Consider the following 18687-nt stretch of genomic DNA (forward strand, 5'->3'; position numbering starts at 1 on the left):
TCCGCGCGCACTATGCGATCTTGGTGAGTCCGGACTTACCACGATCGATCTGGATGCGACTGTAGGCTTCGCGCGGGGACAGCTGAACCCAACGAATCCGCGAAAATTGCGGTGCCTCGCGTACGGCACACGGAAAGATGATCTCCGGTGCGCCACGCACGTCACCGCACCATGATCACGTGCGTGGCACTCCGGAGATCAGGAGATAGCCGGCGCGCGAGGCCGGTGGCCCCGCGCGCCGGGATCAGCGAGCGAGCTGGACGGTGGCGATCTCGAAGCCGCGCAGATCCACCCGCACCGACCCGTCCGGGCCGATGTCCACAGCAGACCCCGTACGTCCCCGCAAGTCGGCCAGCCACGCCGCGCTCAGGCCCGGCACAGAGAAGACCGCCGTCGAGGGAGCCGGTTGCAGGCAGACGACGCGTACCTCCAGCAAGTCGGAACCGGAAGCCAAGTCGGAACCGGAAGCGGAGGAGGAACGGGAGCGCAGCGACGTCATCACGACGCCGTCGCCGGACACCGACAACCCCGAAGCCGAAGCAGGCAACGGAGCCGACGGCGACGCAGCGCCGGGGAACGCCAGCAGCGAATGCCGGTAGACCTCGGCCGCCGCAGCCACCCCCGCCCGATCCCACGAGGCACGGATCGGCATGACCGCGAGGTCGACGGTGATCGGCCCGTGGCATTGAGCCTGCGGCGCGGGCAACTGCGGCCCGGCGGGTTCGTCACGCAGCGCGTGGATGTTGCGCGACAGCATGCCGATCGAACGCAGCAGCGTGATCGCGAGGTGCCCGTCGACCACCTCGTACTCGGTGGGCTGGGTGAGCAGCGCGGCCGTCTCGCCCGCTACGACGAAGCCCGACGCGGGGAACGTCGGCAGCGGGAACTCCCCACCGCCACCCTCCACCGACGAGGAAGATCGGGAGACGACGGCGAACTGACCCTCGGCGTACGACGTCATCGAGGTAGCACCCGTGGGCAGGTGGAGCCGCACCCGATGGTCGGAGCACCGGTTGTCGAAGCTGACCGTGAGGCGTACGAACGGCTCGCCGACGCGCAGCTCGACGCGGGTCACCACGGTCACCGGCACTAGCGTCGAGGAACGGGCCGGAGCCGGTGGCGCGGCGGCGACGATGGTCGGGCTGACCGGGGTCGGCTCGGCGGCCGCGACCGGCCACTCGTACACCCGCGACACGTCGACGACAGCCACCAGCGGGCCCGAGGAAACCACCGAGACCGAGGTGGAAACCGGTTCGGAGACCAGCACATCCGTGGCGGGCGCGGCGTAGTTGTAGCTGTCCCCCACGTCGCCGCCGTCGACGATCAGCCCGATGTCGGCCACGTCGAACCGCAGCACCCCATTGTCCAGAATGGACCCGTCCACGGACACCGCCGAAGCAGGCAACACCTCAGAAGACGGCCGGACCGACACGTGTCCCAGGGCGGGAACGGTGACGGCAGCGGCGACGACCGAGCGTGGCGCGGCCACGATCCGCATCCGGACCGAGGAGCGATCGTCGAGGGCTGTCCAGACGTCGTCCACGCTGAACGACGGGTCGCCGTGCCGGGCGACGTGGAAGGTCAGCTCGTCACCGGCCAACTCCCAACCGGTGATCTCCTGCCCGTACAGCTCGATGCCGTGGATGCGCCGCAATCCCTTGGCGATGTCAGAGAGACCGTCGAGCAGGTCGTCGGCGAGCACCGACGGTCCCGACGACAGCACCTGGATCGGCACCGGCGTCCCGTCGCCCGTGACCAGACCGTCGGATTCGGGCAGATCCAGTTCGACGACCGAGGTCCGCTCGAACGGCGAGGGGTTCCAGACCGCGTACCCGTCATTGGGCACGACCGCGGTCAGGCTCGCCCCGGCCAGGTCGACGACCGCCCGCGCGAGCTGGTCGGCCTCGGCCAGCCGCGCGGCCACCTGCACCGCGGTCTCGTCACAGCCGCAGCCGGTCACCGAGTCGTGGCACGACGCGTCGATCAGCCGAGTCCACGCCATGTCCAGGAAACCCTGCACCGGCGGCCCGTTGTGCCACAAGGCCGCCAGCGGCTCGGCGTGCCGCTCGACCGCCCGCTCCGCGCGTCCCATCGCTCTTTTCACAGGGGTACGCACAGAGATGACCCCGGGCAGGATGTTCGCGCGGGCGTGGGACCGGAGTTCCCCGGTGATCCGGGGCAGGCTTTCGAACCGGGCCGACTGCGTCGCGAAGTACTCGGCGAGCGTACCGAGGCGCAGGTCGAGCCCGGTCTCCGCAGAAGCGCGGGCGAGCAGGTCCGCGACGTCGGCAGCCGGGGCGGCATGGTCGGTGCCGTACATGCCCAGCATCGGCCCGCCGTCCGGATACCAGGCGTTCAGGTACGCCGACAGCTCCTTGGCCCGCGCGGCGACCAGCGGCGGTGACGCCGTCAGCGAGGCGGCGTTGCCGTAGCCGCCGGGCATGTATTCGGTGCGGATGACGGTGCCGTCCGGGGCTTCCCAGCCGAACGCGTGCTGCTCCAGCGCCCCCGGTACGCCCCGGAAGACGCAGGCGTGGGCGAGCCCGGCGCCGGTCAGGATCTGCGGCATCTGCGCGATGTGGCCGAACATGTCGGGCAGGTAGCCGACCGGCAGCGCGGCGCCGAGTTCCTCGGACCGGCGCAGGCCGCGTTCCAGGTTGCGGACGATGTTCTCGCCGGAGCACAAGAACTCGTCGAGCAGGATCTGCCACGGGCCGACCGCCAGCTGCCCGTTGGCCACCAGCTCGCGGACCTGGTCACGGCGCTCGGGGCGCACGTCGAGGTAGTCGTCGACGGCGGCCATCTGACCATCCAGAGTGAACCGTTGCCGCGGGTCGGCGGCCATCCGGTCGAAGACGTCGTCGAGCAGCGCCACCAGGCGCAGCCGGAACCGCTGGAACGGCTCGTACCATTCGCGATCCCAGTGGGTGTGCGGGACGACGATGATCTCGGTCGGCGTCATACTTGCAAAGCCTCTCCGGAGACGGGGTGCTGGGACGCGCGGACGATGCGCTGGCTGGTGACCAGGTCGGACAGCCCGCCCTCGACCCCGGTACGCGCAGCCGAGCCCGTGGTGACCAGCGAGTGGAACGCCACCAGCTCTCGTTCGAACGCCTCGTCGACGCTGGTGAACACCGACCGCGTCGGGCCTTCGGCGATCGTGAGCACGGTGGGCGCGTTCATCAGGTAGGGCGTCGGGAAGACCAGTTCGAGTGATCCGCGTTCGTGGTGCAGGGTCACGGTCTCCCGGTACGCCGGATAGTCCGGCAGGTAATGCCAGTGCAACGTGTAGCGCCCGCCGTCGGACAGATCACCGGTGACCTCCACCGACGGCTCGGGCACACCCTTGCGGGTCCACGTCGTGGCGTGGTCGATCGTCGCGGGCGCGCCGGTGAACAGCCGCAGCAGCGACAGGTCGTGGCTCAGGCTGTTGGCGAGGATCCGGTAGAGACCTTGCGCGCCCGGGTCGTCGCCGACGGCTGCGCGTACGAGGTCGTCGTCGCGGGCGCGCAGCGAGGCGAGCGCCGCCGGCGGCACGTCGGTGAACGTGGGCAGGTGGGCGAAGGCCAGCTGCGATTCGCCGCTGGGATGCAGCACGGTGACGTCGACGTGGTGGACCGCGGACGGCCCGCCGATGCGGTCCAGCTCTTCGAGGGCCCGTTCCACGGCCGGGTCGTATTGCTTCATGTAGCCGACCATCAGCCGATCCGTCGCGGGCAGCTGTGCGATCTCGGCTCGGGTCAGCGCGAGGGGCTTCTCGCAGAACACCGGCAGCCCGGCGGCGAGCGCCTGACCGGCCAGCGTCCCGTGCGATCCGGAGGTGAGCAGCAGGATCGCGTCGAACCCGCCGGCGGCGATCATCTCGGACGCGTCGGCGTACCGGGCGACGTCGAACTCGGCGAGCGCCGTCGGGGACAGGTCGCTGACCGCGACGACGGAGAACAGGTCGGACCGGCGGGCCAGCATCGGCAGGTGCGCGGTGCGGGCGATCGTGCCCAGCCCGGCTATCGCGACGCGGATCATCGCAATCCCCATTCGGCGAGGGTGGCTCGGTTCGCGCGCTGGTCGGCGAGGATCCGGCTGAGGTCCTGCCCGGTGCCGGGGGCGTCCTGCTCGACGACCAGCCATCCGGTGTAGCCGATCTCGGTCAGCTCGGCCAGCACCGCTGGAAGATCGACGTCGCCTTGTCCGAGCGCCGGGAATCCCCCGGCTCGAACCATCGCTGACAAGTCGGCCCCCTCATCGCGTACCCGATGATGAACGAGACGGTCCGCGTCCTTGACGTGGACCTGTTTGATGCGCGGACCCCAGCGGCGCACCGCGGCCACCGCGTCGCCGCCGGCGAGCGCGAGGTGGCCGGTGTCCAGGCAGATCGAGATGTCGGTGAGCGCGAGCAGCCGGTCGGCCTCCTCGCCGGTCTCGATGTCGGTGCCGAGGTGGTAGTGGAAGACGGGTTCGAGGCCGCGCGCCCGGCAGCGGTCCGCGGCCTGCTGGACTCGGTCCGCGAAGCCGGGCCAGGCCGCCTCGGGCAACGCCAGGTCAGGATCGAGCGGTACGCCGGGAGCAGCGAATCGGCGCGGATCGGCGGGGCAGGCGAGGGTGGGCCGGGGCGCGAACCGGTCGTCGTCGACTGGGACGGCGGTGAACACGTCGAGCGCGGCGTCGAGGTTCGGCAGGTCGGCCGTGAAGCCGTCGGGGTCGCCGTAGCGCAGGTCGACCCAGCCGCCGGCCAGCTGGATGCCGTGCCGGGCGAGCCGGTCGGCCAGCTCCCGGCCGGTGCCGAAGTAGCCGATCGGCCCGGAGTCGACGCCGGTGTATCCGGCGGCCGCCAGTTCGGCGAGCATCGTGTCCGGGTCGACGATCGGGGATTCGAGCGAGTAGACCCCGAAGTTGCAGGGGGCGTTGGCGATCTTCACCGACATATCGCGACGACCTCCGTCGAAGACGTCTCCAGCAGATGCAGTCCGTCGCCGGCCGGAAGCAGCACTCGGTCGCCGCGGATCACCGCCCGGGAGCCGTCCGGCCGGATCAGGACCGTGCCGTCGGCGTCGAGGGCGAGCAGTTCGTCGCCGAGCCGGATGAGCAGCGCCTCCTGCGGTCCGGCGTTGATCGCGACCCGGCCCGCGGCCAGCCCGCCGAGCACGTCGCCGTCGTCGGCGAGGACCCAGGTGGTGGGGTTGCCGGGCAGACCGTCGCTGCCGGGCCGGTGGTAGTCGCTGCCGCCGACCGGGATGACGTCCGGCCGCCAGGCGTCCGCCCAGGCCAGCGGGGCGCCCCAGGTGCGGTCGAACCAGCCGGAGTGCCAGATCTCGGCGTGCCGGGGCCGGTCGGTCACCGGCTGCCGCCAGGCGCAGTCGCCGCCGAGCGGATGGTTGATGGACAGGATCCCGCCGTCGCGGCCGACCGCCGCGACCCAGTCGTCGACCGGGCGGCGGAAGTCGACCCAGCCGATGGGGCCCCAGGCGTTGGCGTGCCCACGGTCGGTGGTGACCTCCTGCCCGGGGATCAGGTCGATCCCGTAGCGGGCGCCCGCCGGGGCCAGCTCCGGGTGGTGGCTGACCGTGTTGTGGTCGGTGACGGCGAGGAAGTCCAGCCCTCGCTGCACGGCCAGCACGGCCAGCTCCGAGACGGTCGAGCTGCCGTCACTGTGGACGGTGTGCGAGTGCAGGTCGCCCGCGAGCCAGGTCCGCCCGTCTACTTCCGGCAGCGGCCGTCGTTGCATTCTTTCTGGCGACGGCGGCTGTTCGTGTGTCGGCTGGTTCGGCGATTTGTCCGAAACTGTGGTGGTGACGGTGAAGTCGAGCCCGTCCGTCGGTACGCGATGCAGCCGCAGCAGCACGTGCCACACCCCGGGTTCGAGTTCGCCCGGCAGGTAGCCCGGCGTCGCCCAGCCGGGCGTGATCGTGTACCGGTCCCGGGCACCGCCGGACCAGCCCCGGAACCCGGCCGGCCCCTCGCATCCGAGATCGAGGACGCCCCGCGCCCGGTCGTAGGCCAGTTCGACGGACAGGGCTGCCGTGCCGGGCGGGACCTCGACCGGCACCGAGCGCATGATCTGCTCGGCCCGGTCCTCCATCGTCCAGCGGCCCTGGTGCACGGTCATCGGTTCGCCCCGGTGGGCTGGGCCGGAACAGGCGCGGCGACCAGCTCGTCGTCGCGGTAGAGCAGGGCGCGGCCCGGTCGCGGCGCGACCCAGCCCCGGTCGCCCGGTGCGGGCTCCTCGCCTTCGGCGACCACCACCTGGACGGTGCCGACATCGCCGGGCAGGTCGAGGCTGACCAGCGAGGAGCTGCCCAGATTCTCGACCACCACGACGACGCCCGACAGCGCGCCCGCGCGTTCGGCCGGCGAATAGTCGAGATACTCCGGGCGTACGGCGTAAGTGACGGTCTCCCCCGGCTCGGTCAGGCCCTCGGCGATCTCCGGCATCGGCAGGATCGTCCCGGCCACCTCGACGCCCGCGTCCCGCACGGTCGCCGGGATCAGGTTCATCGGAGTGGAGCCGATGAACCCGGCGACGAACGTGTTGGCCGGACGGCGGAACACCTCGACCGGTGTGCCCACCTGACGGATGCGGCCGCCCTGCATGACCGCGATCCGGTCGGCGAGGGCCAGCGCCTCGGCCTGGTCGTGGGTGACGAACACGGTCGTCACGCCGAGGTCGCGCTGCAATCGCTTGAGGAACGTGCGCGCCTCCAGCCGCAGCCGGGCGTCCAGGTTGGACAGCGGCTCGTCCAGCAGGAACACCTGCGGCGTGTAGGCCATCGCGCGGGCCAGCGCCACGCGCTGCTGCTGCCCGCCGGACAGCTGCGCCGGCCGTCGCTCCAGCAGCTCGGCCAGGCCGAGACCGCCGGCGGTCTCGGTCGCCTTGCCGTGCCGGGTCCGCCGGTCCACCTTCTTGATCCGCAACGGGTACGCGATGTTGTCGCGCACGTTCATGTGCGGGAAGAGGGCGTAGTCCTGGAACACCATCGCGACGTCGCGCCGCCCCGGCGGCATGCCGGTGACGTCGGTGTCACCGATGTGGATGGTGCCCCCGGAGGAGACCTCCAGCCCGGCGATGGTGCGCAGCAGCGTCGTCTTGCCGCATCCGGACGGGCCGAGCAGGGCGAAGAACTCACCGTCGACGATGTCGAGGTCGAGGGCGTTCAGCGCGCGTACGCCGTTGGGGTAGACCTTGGTCAGCCCGCTCATGGTGATGGCGGCCATCAGCGTTTGATCCCTCCGTGGAAGCGGAAGCCGTAGCGGGTGCTCACGAAGATGAACATGAGCACGACCGGCAGCGAGTAGAGCAGCGAGAACGTGGAGAGCAGCCGCAGGTCGGCCTGCCCGCCCTCGGTGTAGAGGGTGTACATGATGACCGCCGCCGGTGCCTTGTCCGGGCTGCGCAGCAACAGGTAAGGCACCAGGAAGTTGCCCCACACGTTGGCGACCGCCCACACCGCGACGGTGGCCAGACCCGGCCGCACCAAGGGCACCACGATGTGACGCACGATCTGCAGCGGACTGGCTCCGAAGACCCGCGCCGACTCCTCGTACGAGGTCGGCGTGGAGTCCATGAAGTCCTTGAGGATGAAGATCGCCGCCGGCAGCAGCCCCCCGGACATGATCAGGATGACGCCGAGTCGGGAGTCGATCAGGTTCAACCGGAACGCCAGCTCGAACAACGGCACCATCGTCGCCGTCCCCGTCACGATCGACGAGAGCAGCAGCAGGCCGTAGAGCAGCGCGTCCCGGCCGGGGATACGGACCCGGCTGAGCGCGTACGCGGCCAGCGCGGCGAACACGACGACCAGGATCGCCGTACCGCCGGCCAGCCAGACCGAGTTCAGCAGCGACTCCACCGCGTACGGGTTGTCCAGCAGCGCCCGGAAGTTGTCCAGCGCGAAGTCGGGCATCGACGTCGTGATCTTCGGCGTGCTGTCGAACGGCGCGGTCGCCAGCCACAGCAACGGGATCGCGAAGAACCCGAGGACCACGCTGAGGAAGACGTACCGGCCGATCCGGCCGAGCAGGTGGCTGACGGTGGTGTTCACGCCTCCTCCTTCCGGCGCCCCAGCATCCGCAGGTAGACCAGCGCGAGGACGAGGTTGATCAGCAGCATCAGGAACGAGATCGCCGAGCCGAAGCCGAGCTGACCACCGGACAGGGCCACCTTGTAGACGTAGACCGCCAGGATCTCCGACTTCCCCTCCGGCCCGCCCGCGGTGATCAGGTACGGCGAGAAGTCGTTGAACGTCCACAAGCTGATCAGCAGCAGATTGGTCAGGATGTGCCCGCGGATGCGCGGGAACACCACGTCACGCAACTGCTGCCAGGTGTTCGCCCCGGCCAGCTTGGCCGTCTCCAGATGCGACGGCGGCACGTTCCCGAGCGCCGCGCTGTAGAGCATCATCGAGAACGCCGTGCCACGCCACGTGTTGAACACGATGATCGACAGCATCGGATGATCGAGCAGCCAGGCCGCGCCCGGCGTATGCAGGACGGCGTTGAGCGTGCCGGCGTCACGGTCGAGCAGCGCGATCCACAGGAACGCCACCACCGACCCCGGCAGGATCCAGGCCAGCAGCACGAACGCCTCGACGACGCGGCGTACGAAGCCACGGCGGTCGCGCAGCGTCCACGCGATGGCGAAGCCGAGACCGGCCTGCCCGATCACCGCCGAACCGATCACGAACTGCAGCGTCAGGCCCAGCGACGTGAGGAACCGGTCGTCGCCCAGCGCGGTCGTGTAGTTGTCCAGCCCGACGATCTCCGGATGTGCGGCGGCGAGCCCGGTCAGCCGGTAATTGGTGATGCCGAGATAGATCGTCCAAGCGGCCGGCAGGACGAGGAACAGCACGATGAGCACCATGCTGGGCACCACGAACGCGGCCGCCCGGGCCCGGCCGAGCCCGGCGGCGTCCGGGGACGCGCCGTCGCGGCGCGCCCCCGGCAGTTGCTGCGTACTGGTGTCCTCGGTGGTGTCAGGACTGGACGTTGCCTGCACCACCGACGATCCCCTCGACCTTCTTCTGATACTCCGCGGCCGCGTCGGCCGCGCTCTTGCCGGACACGACCGCGGCGGTCGCCTCCTGCAACGCCGTCGACACCTGCGGATACACGGCCAGCGGCGGCCGGTACGCCGTCAGCGGCAGCACCTTCTGCGACACGAAGCTGAGCATCGGGTCGCCGGCGAGGACCTCCTTGTTGACGTCCATCCGGGCGGTGATGCGCGCCGCGCCGGCCAGTTCGGACTTGACCGCCTCGGCCGAACTCATGAACGACAGCAGTTCCCAGGCCTGCGCCGGGTACTTGCTGTTGGGGTTGACGACGCGTACGCCGCCGCCGGACATGCTGACGAAGTCCTGGCCCCGCACGCCCGCCCCGGGCTGCTTGGCCGGGATCATCGCGTACCCGACGGTGGTGTCCCGGTCGGCCATCTTCGCGATGCCCGCCTTCGGCTCGACGACGCTGCGCCAGAAGTAGTCGCCCTCACCGAGGATGCCGATCTTGCCGGCGGCGAACATCTCGAACGACTTGTCCCGGCCCTTGGCCTCCTGCTGCAGCTTCGGGTCACCGAGGCCGCCGCCGTACACCTTGCCGTAGAAGTCGAGCATGTCCTTGACCGGCTGGGTGGAGCCGGACCACTTGCCGTCCTTCCAGATCTCGCCACCGGCACCCACCAGCAGCGGCAGCGCGCCCTGCATGGAGGTTGCCTCACCCATCGCGGTGCCGGCGTTGATCTGGATCGGCGTGACGCCGGGGAGGGTCTTGAGCTTGGCCCCCGCGTCGAGGATGTCCTGCCAGGACTTGGGCTGCCAGTCGGCGGGCAGGCCCGCCTGGGCGAACAGCTTCTTGTTGAAGTAGAGCACGCGACCGTCGGTGCCCTGCGGCACGCCGTACTTCTTGCCTTCGAACGTGCCCAGGCCCTGGACGGACTGCGGGATCTGGCTCCAGCCCTCCCACGAGTCCACTCCGGAACCGGCCACGTCGGCGAGCGGCTTGATGTATCCGGCCTGGGCGAACTCGCCGACCCAGATGCCGTCGATCGCGATGACGTCGGGACCGGCCTTGCTGCGCAGGTCCAACGCCAGCTTGGTCTTGTACTGCTCGTCGTCGACGCCGCTGGGCACGAACGTCACCTTGGCGGTGACGCCCTTGGCCTTCTGGGCCTCGATGAACTTGGGGATGACCCAGTCCTGGATCCACTGGGCGCCTGCGGAGTTCTTGCCGCCGACGATCGAGTTGGCGGCGATGGTGAGGGTGATGTTCTTAGCGTCGGCGCCGGACGGCTCCTCGGAGCCACATCCGGCCATGGTGAGAGCGAGAGCGGCGAGCGCGGCGACCGCGCCCGTCGACGTTCTGCGCTGGACTGACATATTGCTTCCCTTCGGCGACTGGGTTGACTCGAAGAGGCTCGCGTTGCTCAGAATGTCATGACAACCTGCCGACGTAAATGTCTGCCGCGAAATCTTCACGTAACAGATCGGACGGCCCCCGATTGTTAGGACATCCAGACGTACAGATGATCAATGTCTTGTCGCATAATGGCGGCGTGGACGGCCTCGCGCAACTCATCCGGATCGACCGGTCCAGCCCGGTCCCCCTCTACTACCAGGTCGCGCAGCGCATGCAGGAACTCATCGAGTCCGCACAGCTGCCGCCGGGTTCCCGGCTGGACAACGAGATAGCGCTGGCCGACCAGCTCGGCCTGTCCCGCCCCACGATGCGGCAAGCCATCGGCCACCTGGTCGACAAGGGACTCCTCGTCCGCAAACGCGGCGTCGGTACGCAGGTCGCCCAACGGCGCGTCAGCCGCCAAGTCGAGCTGACCAGCCTCTACGACGACCTCGACCGGGCCCGCCGCCGGCCGCGTACCGAAGTGCTGGCCTTCGAAGTCGTCACCGCCTCACCCGCCGCCGCCGAAGCCCTGCACCTGCCCGCCGGAGCCGACGTGCTCCACATCGAACGACTCCGGTACGCCGAAGACGAACCCCTGGCCGTCCTGCGCAACTACCTGCCCGCCGGGCTCGCCGACATCAGCCGCGACGCGCTCGCCGAACGCGGCCTCTACCAGGTGCTGCGCGACAGCGGCATCCAGATGCGCATCGCCGACCAGACCATCGGCGCCCGCAAAGCCAGCTCGGCCGAGGCCCGGCTGCTCAGCGAAATCCGTGGCGCTCCCCTGCTCACCATGTCGCGGACCGCGTACGACCCGGCCGGGCACGCCGTCGAGTACGGCGACCACGTGTACCGGGCGTCGCACTACTCGTTCGAGCTGACCCTGCTCTCCCGCTGACCCGGGCCGTCAGGTCACCAACCCCCGGCGGTACGCGTAGATCACCGCTTGAACACGGTCTCGCAAGTCGAGCTTGGTAAGGATGCGCGACACATAGGTCTTGACGGTCTCCTGGCTGATCACCAACGCGGTAGCGATCTCACCGTTGGACAGGCCGTTGGCGATCAGGCGCAGCACCTCCAGTTCACGCGGAGTCAGCGGACCGTCATCGGGGGTGCTCTCCGCAGGACGGATCCGCGCCGCGTACCGGCCCACCAGTTGCCGGGTCACCTCGGGTGCCAGCAACGCGGCCCCACTCGCGACCGTGCGGATGCCGTTCAGCAGCTGCGCCGGCGGGGCGTCCTTGAGCAGGAAGCCACTCGCCCCGGCGCGCAGCGCCCCGTACACGTATTCGTCCAGGTTGAACGTCGTCACCACGAGCACCTTCACGGGGTTCGCCACCCCGACCCCGGCCAGCTGACGGGTCGCCTCGATGCCGTCGAGCACCGGCATCCGGACGTCCATCACCACGACATCGGGGTGCGACCGGCGAGCCAGGTCGACCGCGGCACGCCCGTCCCCGCACTCGCCGACCACCTCCAAATCCGGCTGAGCGTCGATGATCGTCGCCAGGCCCGTGCGGATCAGAATCTGGTCGTCACAGACGAGCACCCGGATCGGAGCGCTCACGACGCGCCTCCGGCCGGGATGCGGGCGCGGACGACGAAGGCACCGTCATCCAACCGGCCCGCGCTGAACTCGCCGCCGAGAACACCGACGCGTTCGCGAAGCCCGGCCAGGCCGCGGCCGCTCCCGCCAGGCGACGCGGTGACCGCCTCCCGGCCGTCCGTGCTGACCTCCACGACGATCTCCTGCGGGGCGTGGTGCACCCGGACCGCCGTACGGCTGCCGTGGGCATACTTGAGGGCGTTGGTCAGGGCCTCCTGCACGACACGGTACGTCGCGACCTCGGCGCTGCCGGCTGTCTGCTGTGGACTGCCCTCCTCGACGAACTCCACCGGCTGGCCCGCCCGCCGAGTCTGCTCCACGAGGTCATGCAGCTCGCCGATCACCGCCTGCGGAAGCGCGCCCGCCCCGGGCGGCCCGGATGCTGTCGTCGCCTCCGCGCCGTGGTCGGGGTTGAGCAGGTCCAGCAGATGCCGCAGATCGGCAATCGCCCGGCGGCCGGTGTCGCTGACCGAAGCCAAAGTCTGATCGAGGCGTTCCGGCGCGGCCGTCAGATACCTCGCCGCCTCCGCCTGCACCACCATCGCCGTCACATGGTGGGTCACCACGTCGTGCAGCTCTCGGGCGATGCGGGTGCGTTCGGCGGTACGCGTGGCCTCGGCGATGTGGCTGCGGCTTTCGGCCTCAGCAGCCCGGGACAGGCGTAGCCACGCCCCGATCCCCCACGCGATGGCCAGCACCAGGTAGAAGGAGGTGAACCCGGCCACCCCCTCACCCGATCCACGCCGGTCGAGCGCCACCGCCAGCACCACGTACGCCACAGTCCCCAGGACCACCGCACCGCGCCGATGACGTCGCAGGTGCACGGAAGTGCTCAGCAGCGCGATGGGCAGGGCGGTGCCCGCCACAGTGTGGAAGCCGAGGAGCTGATCAAGGGCGAAGCCGAGAGACACCAGCGCGAGACTGACCGCAGGCCAACGACGGCGAACCACCAGCGGGAGGCTCTCCAGGGCGATCACTCCGACGGCCATCGCGTCGAACGGCCGATCCGGCAAGTCCCCGAGCTGCGTCCCGTTGCTGTGCAGCGCCGGGATCACCGACGCCACGACGAACACCAACGCCAACGGGAGATCCCGGACCGTGACGGGCCACCGCCGCCATCGGTCCAGGATCCGCTCGTGGTCGATCACCGGGAAAGACTAACGGTCGCGGTGACCCCGGCGGCGCGCCGGCGCATCGGCACCAGCTGGCCGCGGCGGCGGGCCAGCCACAGGAACACTCCGGTCACCACCACACCAGCCACCAGCGCGTAGAGGCTCGCCTCCGGCCCGAACTCGCCGCCGCTGAGCGCCGTCGAACCGGACAGCACGCCGTGCAGCAGCCCGTCCGGCGCGCTCTGCCCCGAAACCCCGGTACCGAAGATGCCGCCCTCGGCGAAGTTCCACGCGAAATGCAGGCCGATCGGCACCCACAGATTGCGGGTGGCGACGTACGCGGCACCGAGCATGCCGCCGGCCTCGACGGCGATCGCAAGTGAGCTCCACACGCTAGCGTGCGGGTTGAACAGATGCGCCAGGCCGAACAACCCACCGGTGAGGACCAGCGCCAACCACGTGCCGATACGCTGCTCGACGAACCGCAACAGAACACCACGGAACAACAGCTCCTCCGTCACCGCGGCAGCGGCCGTGACACCCGCCAACGCGACCGCGCCGGACACCGAACCCCAGCCGTCGACCCGGTAACCGCCGGACAGGGCGATGACCGCGATGACGGCCGCGAACAATCCGAAGCCGATGACTGCACCCCGGCCGAATGCGCCGCCCGCGCCTTTCCAGGCCACCTCGGCCGGCGCGCGGCGTTCGGTCCGGCGCACCACCCAGGCGTACGCGAAAAGCGAGAGCACTGCGGTGGCGACGCCGAGAACCAGCGTGGGCCACACGTTCCACTGCACCGCGCCGACGGCAGCATTGCCGGCGAACGCCACCACCGAGACGGTCACGATCTGCGCCAACAGTCGCAAGAACAGTCGCATGACGACCCTTTCCCCAGAACCCGCGACCGGAGCGCCGCGGCTACCCAGAACGCTATGGATCCGCGGGCCTGGAATCGTCACCGCGCAGCGGACAGTGGCCGGTAGCTCTCGCGGGGGACAAGCGGGCCACCTCGTGTGCCGGTCGTCGCATTACTCGTTCGAGTCGACGCTGCGTTCCCGAGAGTTGTTCGAGGCGGCCGTGCTCACCGGTCGACCCATTTACTGGGTCTGACATGAGCCGAGGCTCGGACGCATTGACCGCCGTTTGATCAAGCAATAGCCTCCCTTCGATGACCTTGAGCATTGGGGCTCGGGTCGTCGACAGTCTGGGGAGGACTACATGCGATTTGGCAGACGACTGGTGCTGGTGGTCGGGTTGGTGTTCGGCCTGCTGGCCATGTCAGGGCAGGCCGCGCAGGCCGCCTACTACAACACCTACACGACCATCGCCAGCTTGCCCAACACGAGCTGCTGCACCGGCGTACAGGGCTTCGCCGCCGGATCCACCTACCTGTACTCGGTGAAGAACCACACCAACTACGACGACCTCGCCGTGATCTACCGGGTCAACAAGACCACTGGTGACCGGGTGTTGATGACCAACGGCACCAACGGCGGGACGACCAACACCTGGCTCGGGCACGCGAACGACATGACCATCGTCGACATCGACAGCCAGCACCACCTGTTCGTCGTCACCTTGGAAGCGACCGGAGCGCAGCTGGTGAAGCTGCGCTACGACGGCACCACCTACTACTACGTCGGGTCGTACCAGATCCGTCTCAACGGGGCCGTGGCGTCGCCGTCCGGGGTCAGCCGCGTCGCCCAGGACAGCACGACGATCTCGTTCATGTTCAAGAGCGGCCGGACCGTCTACAACGGCAGCATCGGGCTTCGGTCCAACTCCGGGACGATCAACCTGACCAAGGCGTTCGATCTGCAGGTCGAGGGCGCGCTCGTCAACGGCGCCACTGTCTCGGACCTGACGACCTTCGTCAACCAGGGGTTCTTCTACGACGCGAGCAAGAAGGTGCTCTACTACCCGCTGACCAAGGAGAACCGCAGCATCGTGCTCGTCTACCGGAACATCTCGGCGGCGACGACGGGCACCGCGCCTGCGGCCAGCGACCTCTCGTTCCGGATCACGTCCTCGGCGTACACGACGTTCGAGATCGAGGGTGTCGGGGTCAGCGGCGGCGTTCTGTACTTCAACACGAACCGGTCGAACGCGGACGGCTCCGCCGACGGGGTGCACTCGTTCAACGGCTACGTCGCCTGACGTAGGTATGGGCGGGGATTCGCTGTGGCTTCGGTGAAAGGGCCATAGCGGATCCCCGATCCGAACTAATGCGGCTTGCGGTAGCTACAGGAGACCGGCTGCAGACGCGGGTCGCATTCCAGGATGGGCGCGGATGTCGTGCGGAACGGTTTGCCGTGGTTGTCGATGGCGAACGTCCCGGTACGCCCAGCGGACGCCCATGCGATCTCGACATGCCACAGGCAGTCGCAGTCGTCCACGGAACGGACGGCCAGCTCGAACTGCTCGGCTTCGGCGTTCGTGATCTGGTAGGGGAAGTCCACCGGCGGCGTGTTGTAGTACCGGCCGTCCGGACCGTCGAACAGCTCGACGCCGGGCGGTGGGCTTACTCCCGCGTGGACCACCTTCGCTCCGGCAGCGGCGAGCATCGTCGCATCCGTGCCGCTCAGCCTGATGTCGAACGGACGGACGACGCCTTCCGCCCCACACTCGTCGGGCCGGCGAAGCACGACGCCCTGCACGGGCAGCCGCCGGTCGACGACGAGCTTCGCACTGGTCAGCACGACCGCTGTCGGCGAGGCGCCCTGCAGGATGAAGCTGATCCGGCCGCCGACGAACGGCACGTCCGGGTCGCCGTTCCAGCCCCACGCTCGCGCCGCCTTCTCGTCCGGCATCAGCCAGCCGCCGGGATGCCCCACTCCGCAGGCCGCCGACTGGAAGTACGTCGCCGTCAACGGAGCGCCGCGGACGTCGACCGGCACATCCTGGTGCACCAGGTCACCGCCCGTCTCGTCGCTTTTGTCGCCACCGGCCAGGCGGTTCAGGCTGTCGGAGATCTGGCCCGAGATGAACCCGCTCACCCCCGCGTACGCGCCGGTCGCCACCAGGCCGAGGACGAGGGCGACGATCAGCGTACGCCAGCCGTGGCGCCGGACCTGATCCCTGATCCAGCCCGGCGACCAGGCCAGTTTCTCCTGCGGTTTCACCATGAACTCGGCCGTATCTCGTGAGGGTGGTTGAGCCACCAGGACGCCGCGACGCGGGCCGTAGGGTGGGCTGCGGGATTGTCGCGGACTGCGTGCAGCAGGGCCTGCTGACCGGCGATGCCGGCGGCGTAGACGATCGCCCTGCTGTCCTGATCGCCGGGCGGACTGGTCAGAGTTGCCGCCATGGCGGTCCAGAAGGTGCGCGGAACCTGGGCGGTACTGGGGATGTGCGACACCGACCAGGTGGCGATGCTTCGCACCGGCGCGGCGGTGGCCGGATCGAGGATCAGTGCTCGGACGAGTTCCTGACCGTCGGCGTCGCCGAGCGCGGTGAGCGCCTGAATCATATGTGTCGCGACCAGGATCTCGTTGCGTTCCAGCGCTGTGCGCAGTTCCCGGGTCACCGCGTGGCCCGCCGACGCCCGGTACGGCGTCGCAGCGATCATCCGCGCCGCGACCGCCCGCCGCGTGATGTGCGGATGCAGCAGCATCTCCTCCAGCAGATACGCCAGCATGAGGTCGCCGCCGGGCTGATGACCCGGGACGCTCGCGGCGATGGCCTCGGTGATGGCGGTGATGAGCGGTTGATGACGTCGGCTGGTCCACCCGGTGCTGAAGACGACGGTGACGAGTTCGTCGCCGTCCAGCACGCGCGTGATCGCCGTACGCAGACCGGCCCGGACCTGAGGTGTCCGCCGCAGCAGGTCGGCCGCCGCCATCCGGGCCGGCGCGAGCGGCTCTTGGGTGAGCAGGTCCGCCGCCTCCCGGGTGAGCGTCATCTTGTCCGCGAGCGAGAAGTGCCCCCGGGTGATCTTCTCGGCGGCGCTCCACCAGGCCGCCTGCCGGGCGAGTTCGTTGACGGGCTTGACGATGGAAGCCAGCACTGCGCGAGCTGCCGGCCGGCTGCGGGCTGCCTCCAGGACGAGCATCGGCTCGTTGAAAACCTGATTCGCCGGGTCCTTCACCGCGGTCGCGCAGGCCGAGACGACCGCCGACTCGGTCGTCTCGTTGTGTAGAAGGCGCTGCGTGGCAGTGCTCCGGTTGAGCCAGCCTTGGCCGTCCGAGATGAGCAGTTCGCGGATGAGCCGGTAGGTGATGGCGGGAAGATACGGCCGGGTGGTCCGAGCACCGGTGCGGAGGAGTCCGGAACCCACAGCGTCCCAATGGACGCCGGTCATGGCCTCCGTACTCAGCGCCCGCTCGATCAGGCCTTCCAGGACGCGCGGCGCGATCGGCGGGCGCGTCATCGTCGCCTTCCCGCCGCCGTGGTGTATCTCGCGGTAACGAAGTCACTGATCGCGGTCAGCGTGGTTTCTCGCAGCCCCAGTAGTTGCTCATATCTCCGGATCACGGCGTACCCGGCGGGATCAGTCCCTCTTTCCCAGCGCGAGACCTGCGCCCGGTCGGCGCTGCGGGTCGAGCAGCCGCCCAAGAACGCCTGGCAGAAATCCCTTGTCCGGTCCATTCCGTGCTCCGCGCCGAGCAGCCGGTTGGACCTCAACAGCCAAGCGACCCGCTGAACGCGGCCCGGACCGTCCGGGCCGAGGCTGGCGACGGCGGGAGACACCGGCCTCCCCCGGGTACGCGGCCGATCCATAGTGGAATGCTATCGCCGTGAATGTCGTTCACCACGTTCACCAGCGGATCTGCATCGGGCGGAAACTTCAACAAATCGCAGCCGGGTCGCCTGGATGATCGAACAACGCGGAACCCGCAAGCATCGCGGTGCAGTTCGACCGCCGTGGCGCTGCCCCGAAAAGGCGTCGTCGGTCGGCGGCGGCGATGCGACAATCGGCCCGCGTCATGATCGACTCGTTCGCGTCCTGGAGGTCCGCATGGACATAGCCTCGCTGCTGCCGATGACCACGAGCCGGCTGTCGCTGCGGCTCTTCACCCCCGGCGACGCCGACGACCTGTACGCCTACCAGAGCCTGCCGAGCGTGGCGCGCTATCTGTACCGGCCCCCGCACACGCGGGAACGCAGCGAGGAGGTGGCCGCCGAGCGCGCGGCGCATACCACTTGGTGCACCGACGGGGACAAGGTGGCGCTCGCTGTCTGCCGACGCGACGAGCCCGGCGTCCTCGGCGAGGTGACGCTCACGCTGGCCGACACCCGCGCCGCCCAAGCCGAGATCGGCTGGACGATCGACCCACGCCATCAGGGCCATGGCTACGCGACCGAGGCCGCCGCGGCGCTGGCCGCGTTCGCCTTCGACACGCTCAAGGTGCACCGGCTCTACGCACGGCTGGACGTGGAGAACACCGGGTCCGTCGGGGTCTGCGAGCGCCTCGGGATGCGCCGGGAGGCGCACCTCGTCGAGAACGACCTCGACGGGGACCGCTGGGGCAGCGAGTACATCTATGCGGCGCTGGCCGCGGACCTGCTGGCCATTCGGGCTGGTAGGTCCGATCCCGCCGTCGGTAGGTGATCCTTCCAAACAGAGGAAACCCAGTGTTCTGA

General features: G+C 69.5%; 16 protein-coding genes. 3 read left to right on the top strand and 13 right to left on the bottom strand.

The genetic code is table 11. The annotated features are described in order from the left end of the window. Positions 1–244 precede the first annotated feature (244 nt). The 8 genes from HDA40_RS04015 to HDA40_RS04050 are packed head-to-tail and all read right to left on the bottom strand — an operon-like array spanning position 245 to position 10361. Entirely contained in the window at positions 245–2962 is a 2718-nt protein-coding gene (locus HDA40_RS04015) for a glycoside hydrolase family 38 N-terminal domain-containing protein (RefSeq protein ID WP_253751799.1), read from the bottom strand. Next, the gene (locus HDA40_RS04020) at positions 2959–4035 is read right to left on the bottom strand and encodes a Gfo/Idh/MocA family protein (RefSeq protein WP_253751801.1); all 1077 of its coding nucleotides are present in this window, start codon (positions 4033–4035) and stop codon (positions 2959–2961) included. The genes HDA40_RS04015 and HDA40_RS04020 overlap by 4 nt, the downstream gene beginning before the upstream one ends. After that, positions 4020–4916, bottom strand: coding sequence for a sugar phosphate isomerase/epimerase family protein (locus HDA40_RS04025; RefSeq protein ID WP_253751804.1), 897 nt, complete (start codon positions 4914–4916; stop codon positions 4020–4022). The genes HDA40_RS04020 and HDA40_RS04025 overlap by 16 nt, the downstream gene beginning before the upstream one ends. Then, the gene (locus HDA40_RS04030; RefSeq protein WP_253751807.1) at positions 4913–6103 is read right to left on the bottom strand and encodes a CehA/McbA family metallohydrolase; all 1191 of its coding nucleotides are present in this window, start codon (positions 6101–6103) and stop codon (positions 4913–4915) included. Before HDA40_RS04030 ends, HDA40_RS04025 begins: the two co-directional genes overlap by 4 nt. Continuing rightward, positions 6100–7209, bottom strand: a complete 1110-nt coding sequence (locus HDA40_RS04035) for an ABC transporter ATP-binding protein (protein WP_253751810.1) — start codon at positions 7207–7209, stop codon at positions 6100–6102. Before HDA40_RS04035 ends, HDA40_RS04030 begins: the two co-directional genes overlap by 4 nt. Continuing rightward, entirely contained in the window at positions 7209–8036 is an 828-nt protein-coding gene (locus HDA40_RS04040) for a carbohydrate ABC transporter permease (protein ID WP_253751813.1), read from the bottom strand. Before HDA40_RS04040 ends, HDA40_RS04035 begins: the two co-directional genes overlap by 1 nt. After that, complete coding sequence (locus tag HDA40_RS04045; protein WP_253751815.1) at positions 8033–8992, bottom strand: carbohydrate ABC transporter permease; 960 nt, start codon at positions 8990–8992, stop codon at positions 8033–8035. The genes HDA40_RS04040 and HDA40_RS04045 overlap by 4 nt, the downstream gene beginning before the upstream one ends. Further along, on the bottom strand, positions 8967–10361 hold the full coding sequence (locus HDA40_RS04050) for an extracellular solute-binding protein (protein ID WP_253751818.1): 1395 nt from the start codon (positions 10359–10361) through the stop codon (positions 8967–8969). The genes HDA40_RS04045 and HDA40_RS04050 overlap by 26 nt, the downstream gene beginning before the upstream one ends. Before the next feature lie 176 nt (positions 10362–10537). Between HDA40_RS04050 and HDA40_RS04055 the strand changes: the two genes are divergently transcribed. Beyond that, positions 10538–11281: a GntR family transcriptional regulator gene (locus HDA40_RS04055; RefSeq protein ID WP_253751821.1), complete on the top strand. Its 744-nt coding sequence runs from the start codon at positions 10538–10540 to the stop codon at positions 11279–11281. Positions 11282–11290: 9 nt separating this feature from the next. Here HDA40_RS04055 and HDA40_RS04060 read toward each other — a convergent pair whose 3' ends face one another. Genes HDA40_RS04060 through HDA40_RS04070 form a run of 3 tightly spaced genes read right to left on the bottom strand, consistent with a single transcriptional unit; the run spans position 11291 to position 13970 of the window. Beyond that, complete coding sequence (locus tag HDA40_RS04060) at positions 11291–11950, bottom strand: response regulator (protein WP_253751824.1); 660 nt, start codon at positions 11948–11950, stop codon at positions 11291–11293. Continuing rightward, positions 11947–13137 carry a sensor histidine kinase gene (locus HDA40_RS04065; protein ID WP_253751827.1) on the bottom strand — a complete coding sequence of 397 codons (1191 nt, stop codon included), beginning with the start codon at positions 13135–13137 and terminating at the stop codon, positions 11947–11949. The genes HDA40_RS04060 and HDA40_RS04065 overlap by 4 nt, the downstream gene beginning before the upstream one ends. Continuing rightward, positions 13134–13970 carry a CPBP family intramembrane glutamic endopeptidase gene (locus tag HDA40_RS04070; protein ID WP_253763550.1) on the bottom strand — a complete coding sequence of 279 codons (837 nt, stop codon included), beginning with the start codon at positions 13968–13970 and terminating at the stop codon, positions 13134–13136. The genes HDA40_RS04065 and HDA40_RS04070 overlap by 4 nt, the downstream gene beginning before the upstream one ends. A gap of 352 nt (positions 13971–14322) precedes the next feature. On the opposite strand from HDA40_RS04070, the gene HDA40_RS04075 reads away from it, so the two are divergent. Then, a complete protein-coding gene (locus tag HDA40_RS04075) occupies positions 14323–15261 on the top strand; it encodes a hypothetical protein (protein ID WP_253751830.1) in 939 nt (312 codons plus the stop codon). A 65-nt stretch (positions 15262–15326) separates the two neighbouring features. Here the strand turns inward: HDA40_RS04075 and HDA40_RS04080 are convergent, their stop codons facing one another. Beyond that, positions 15327–16229, bottom strand: coding sequence for a hypothetical protein (locus tag HDA40_RS04080; protein WP_253751833.1), 903 nt, complete (start codon positions 16227–16229; stop codon positions 15327–15329). Beyond that, positions 16223–17473: a hypothetical protein gene (locus HDA40_RS04085; RefSeq protein ID WP_253751836.1), complete on the bottom strand. Its 1251-nt coding sequence runs from the start codon at positions 17471–17473 to the stop codon at positions 16223–16225. Before HDA40_RS04085 ends, HDA40_RS04080 begins: the two co-directional genes overlap by 7 nt. 588 nt (positions 17474–18061) lie before the next feature. Here HDA40_RS04085 and HDA40_RS04090 point away from each other — a divergent pair. Next, positions 18062–18655, top strand: coding sequence for a GNAT family N-acetyltransferase (locus tag HDA40_RS04090; RefSeq protein ID WP_253751839.1), 594 nt, complete (start codon positions 18062–18064; stop codon positions 18653–18655). Positions 18656–18687 lie beyond the last annotated feature (32 nt).

Origin of the sequence: Hamadaea flava (assembly GCF_024172085.1) — a bacterium.
Taxonomy (GTDB): Bacteria; Actinomycetota; Actinomycetes; order Mycobacteriales; family Micromonosporaceae; genus Hamadaea; species Hamadaea flava.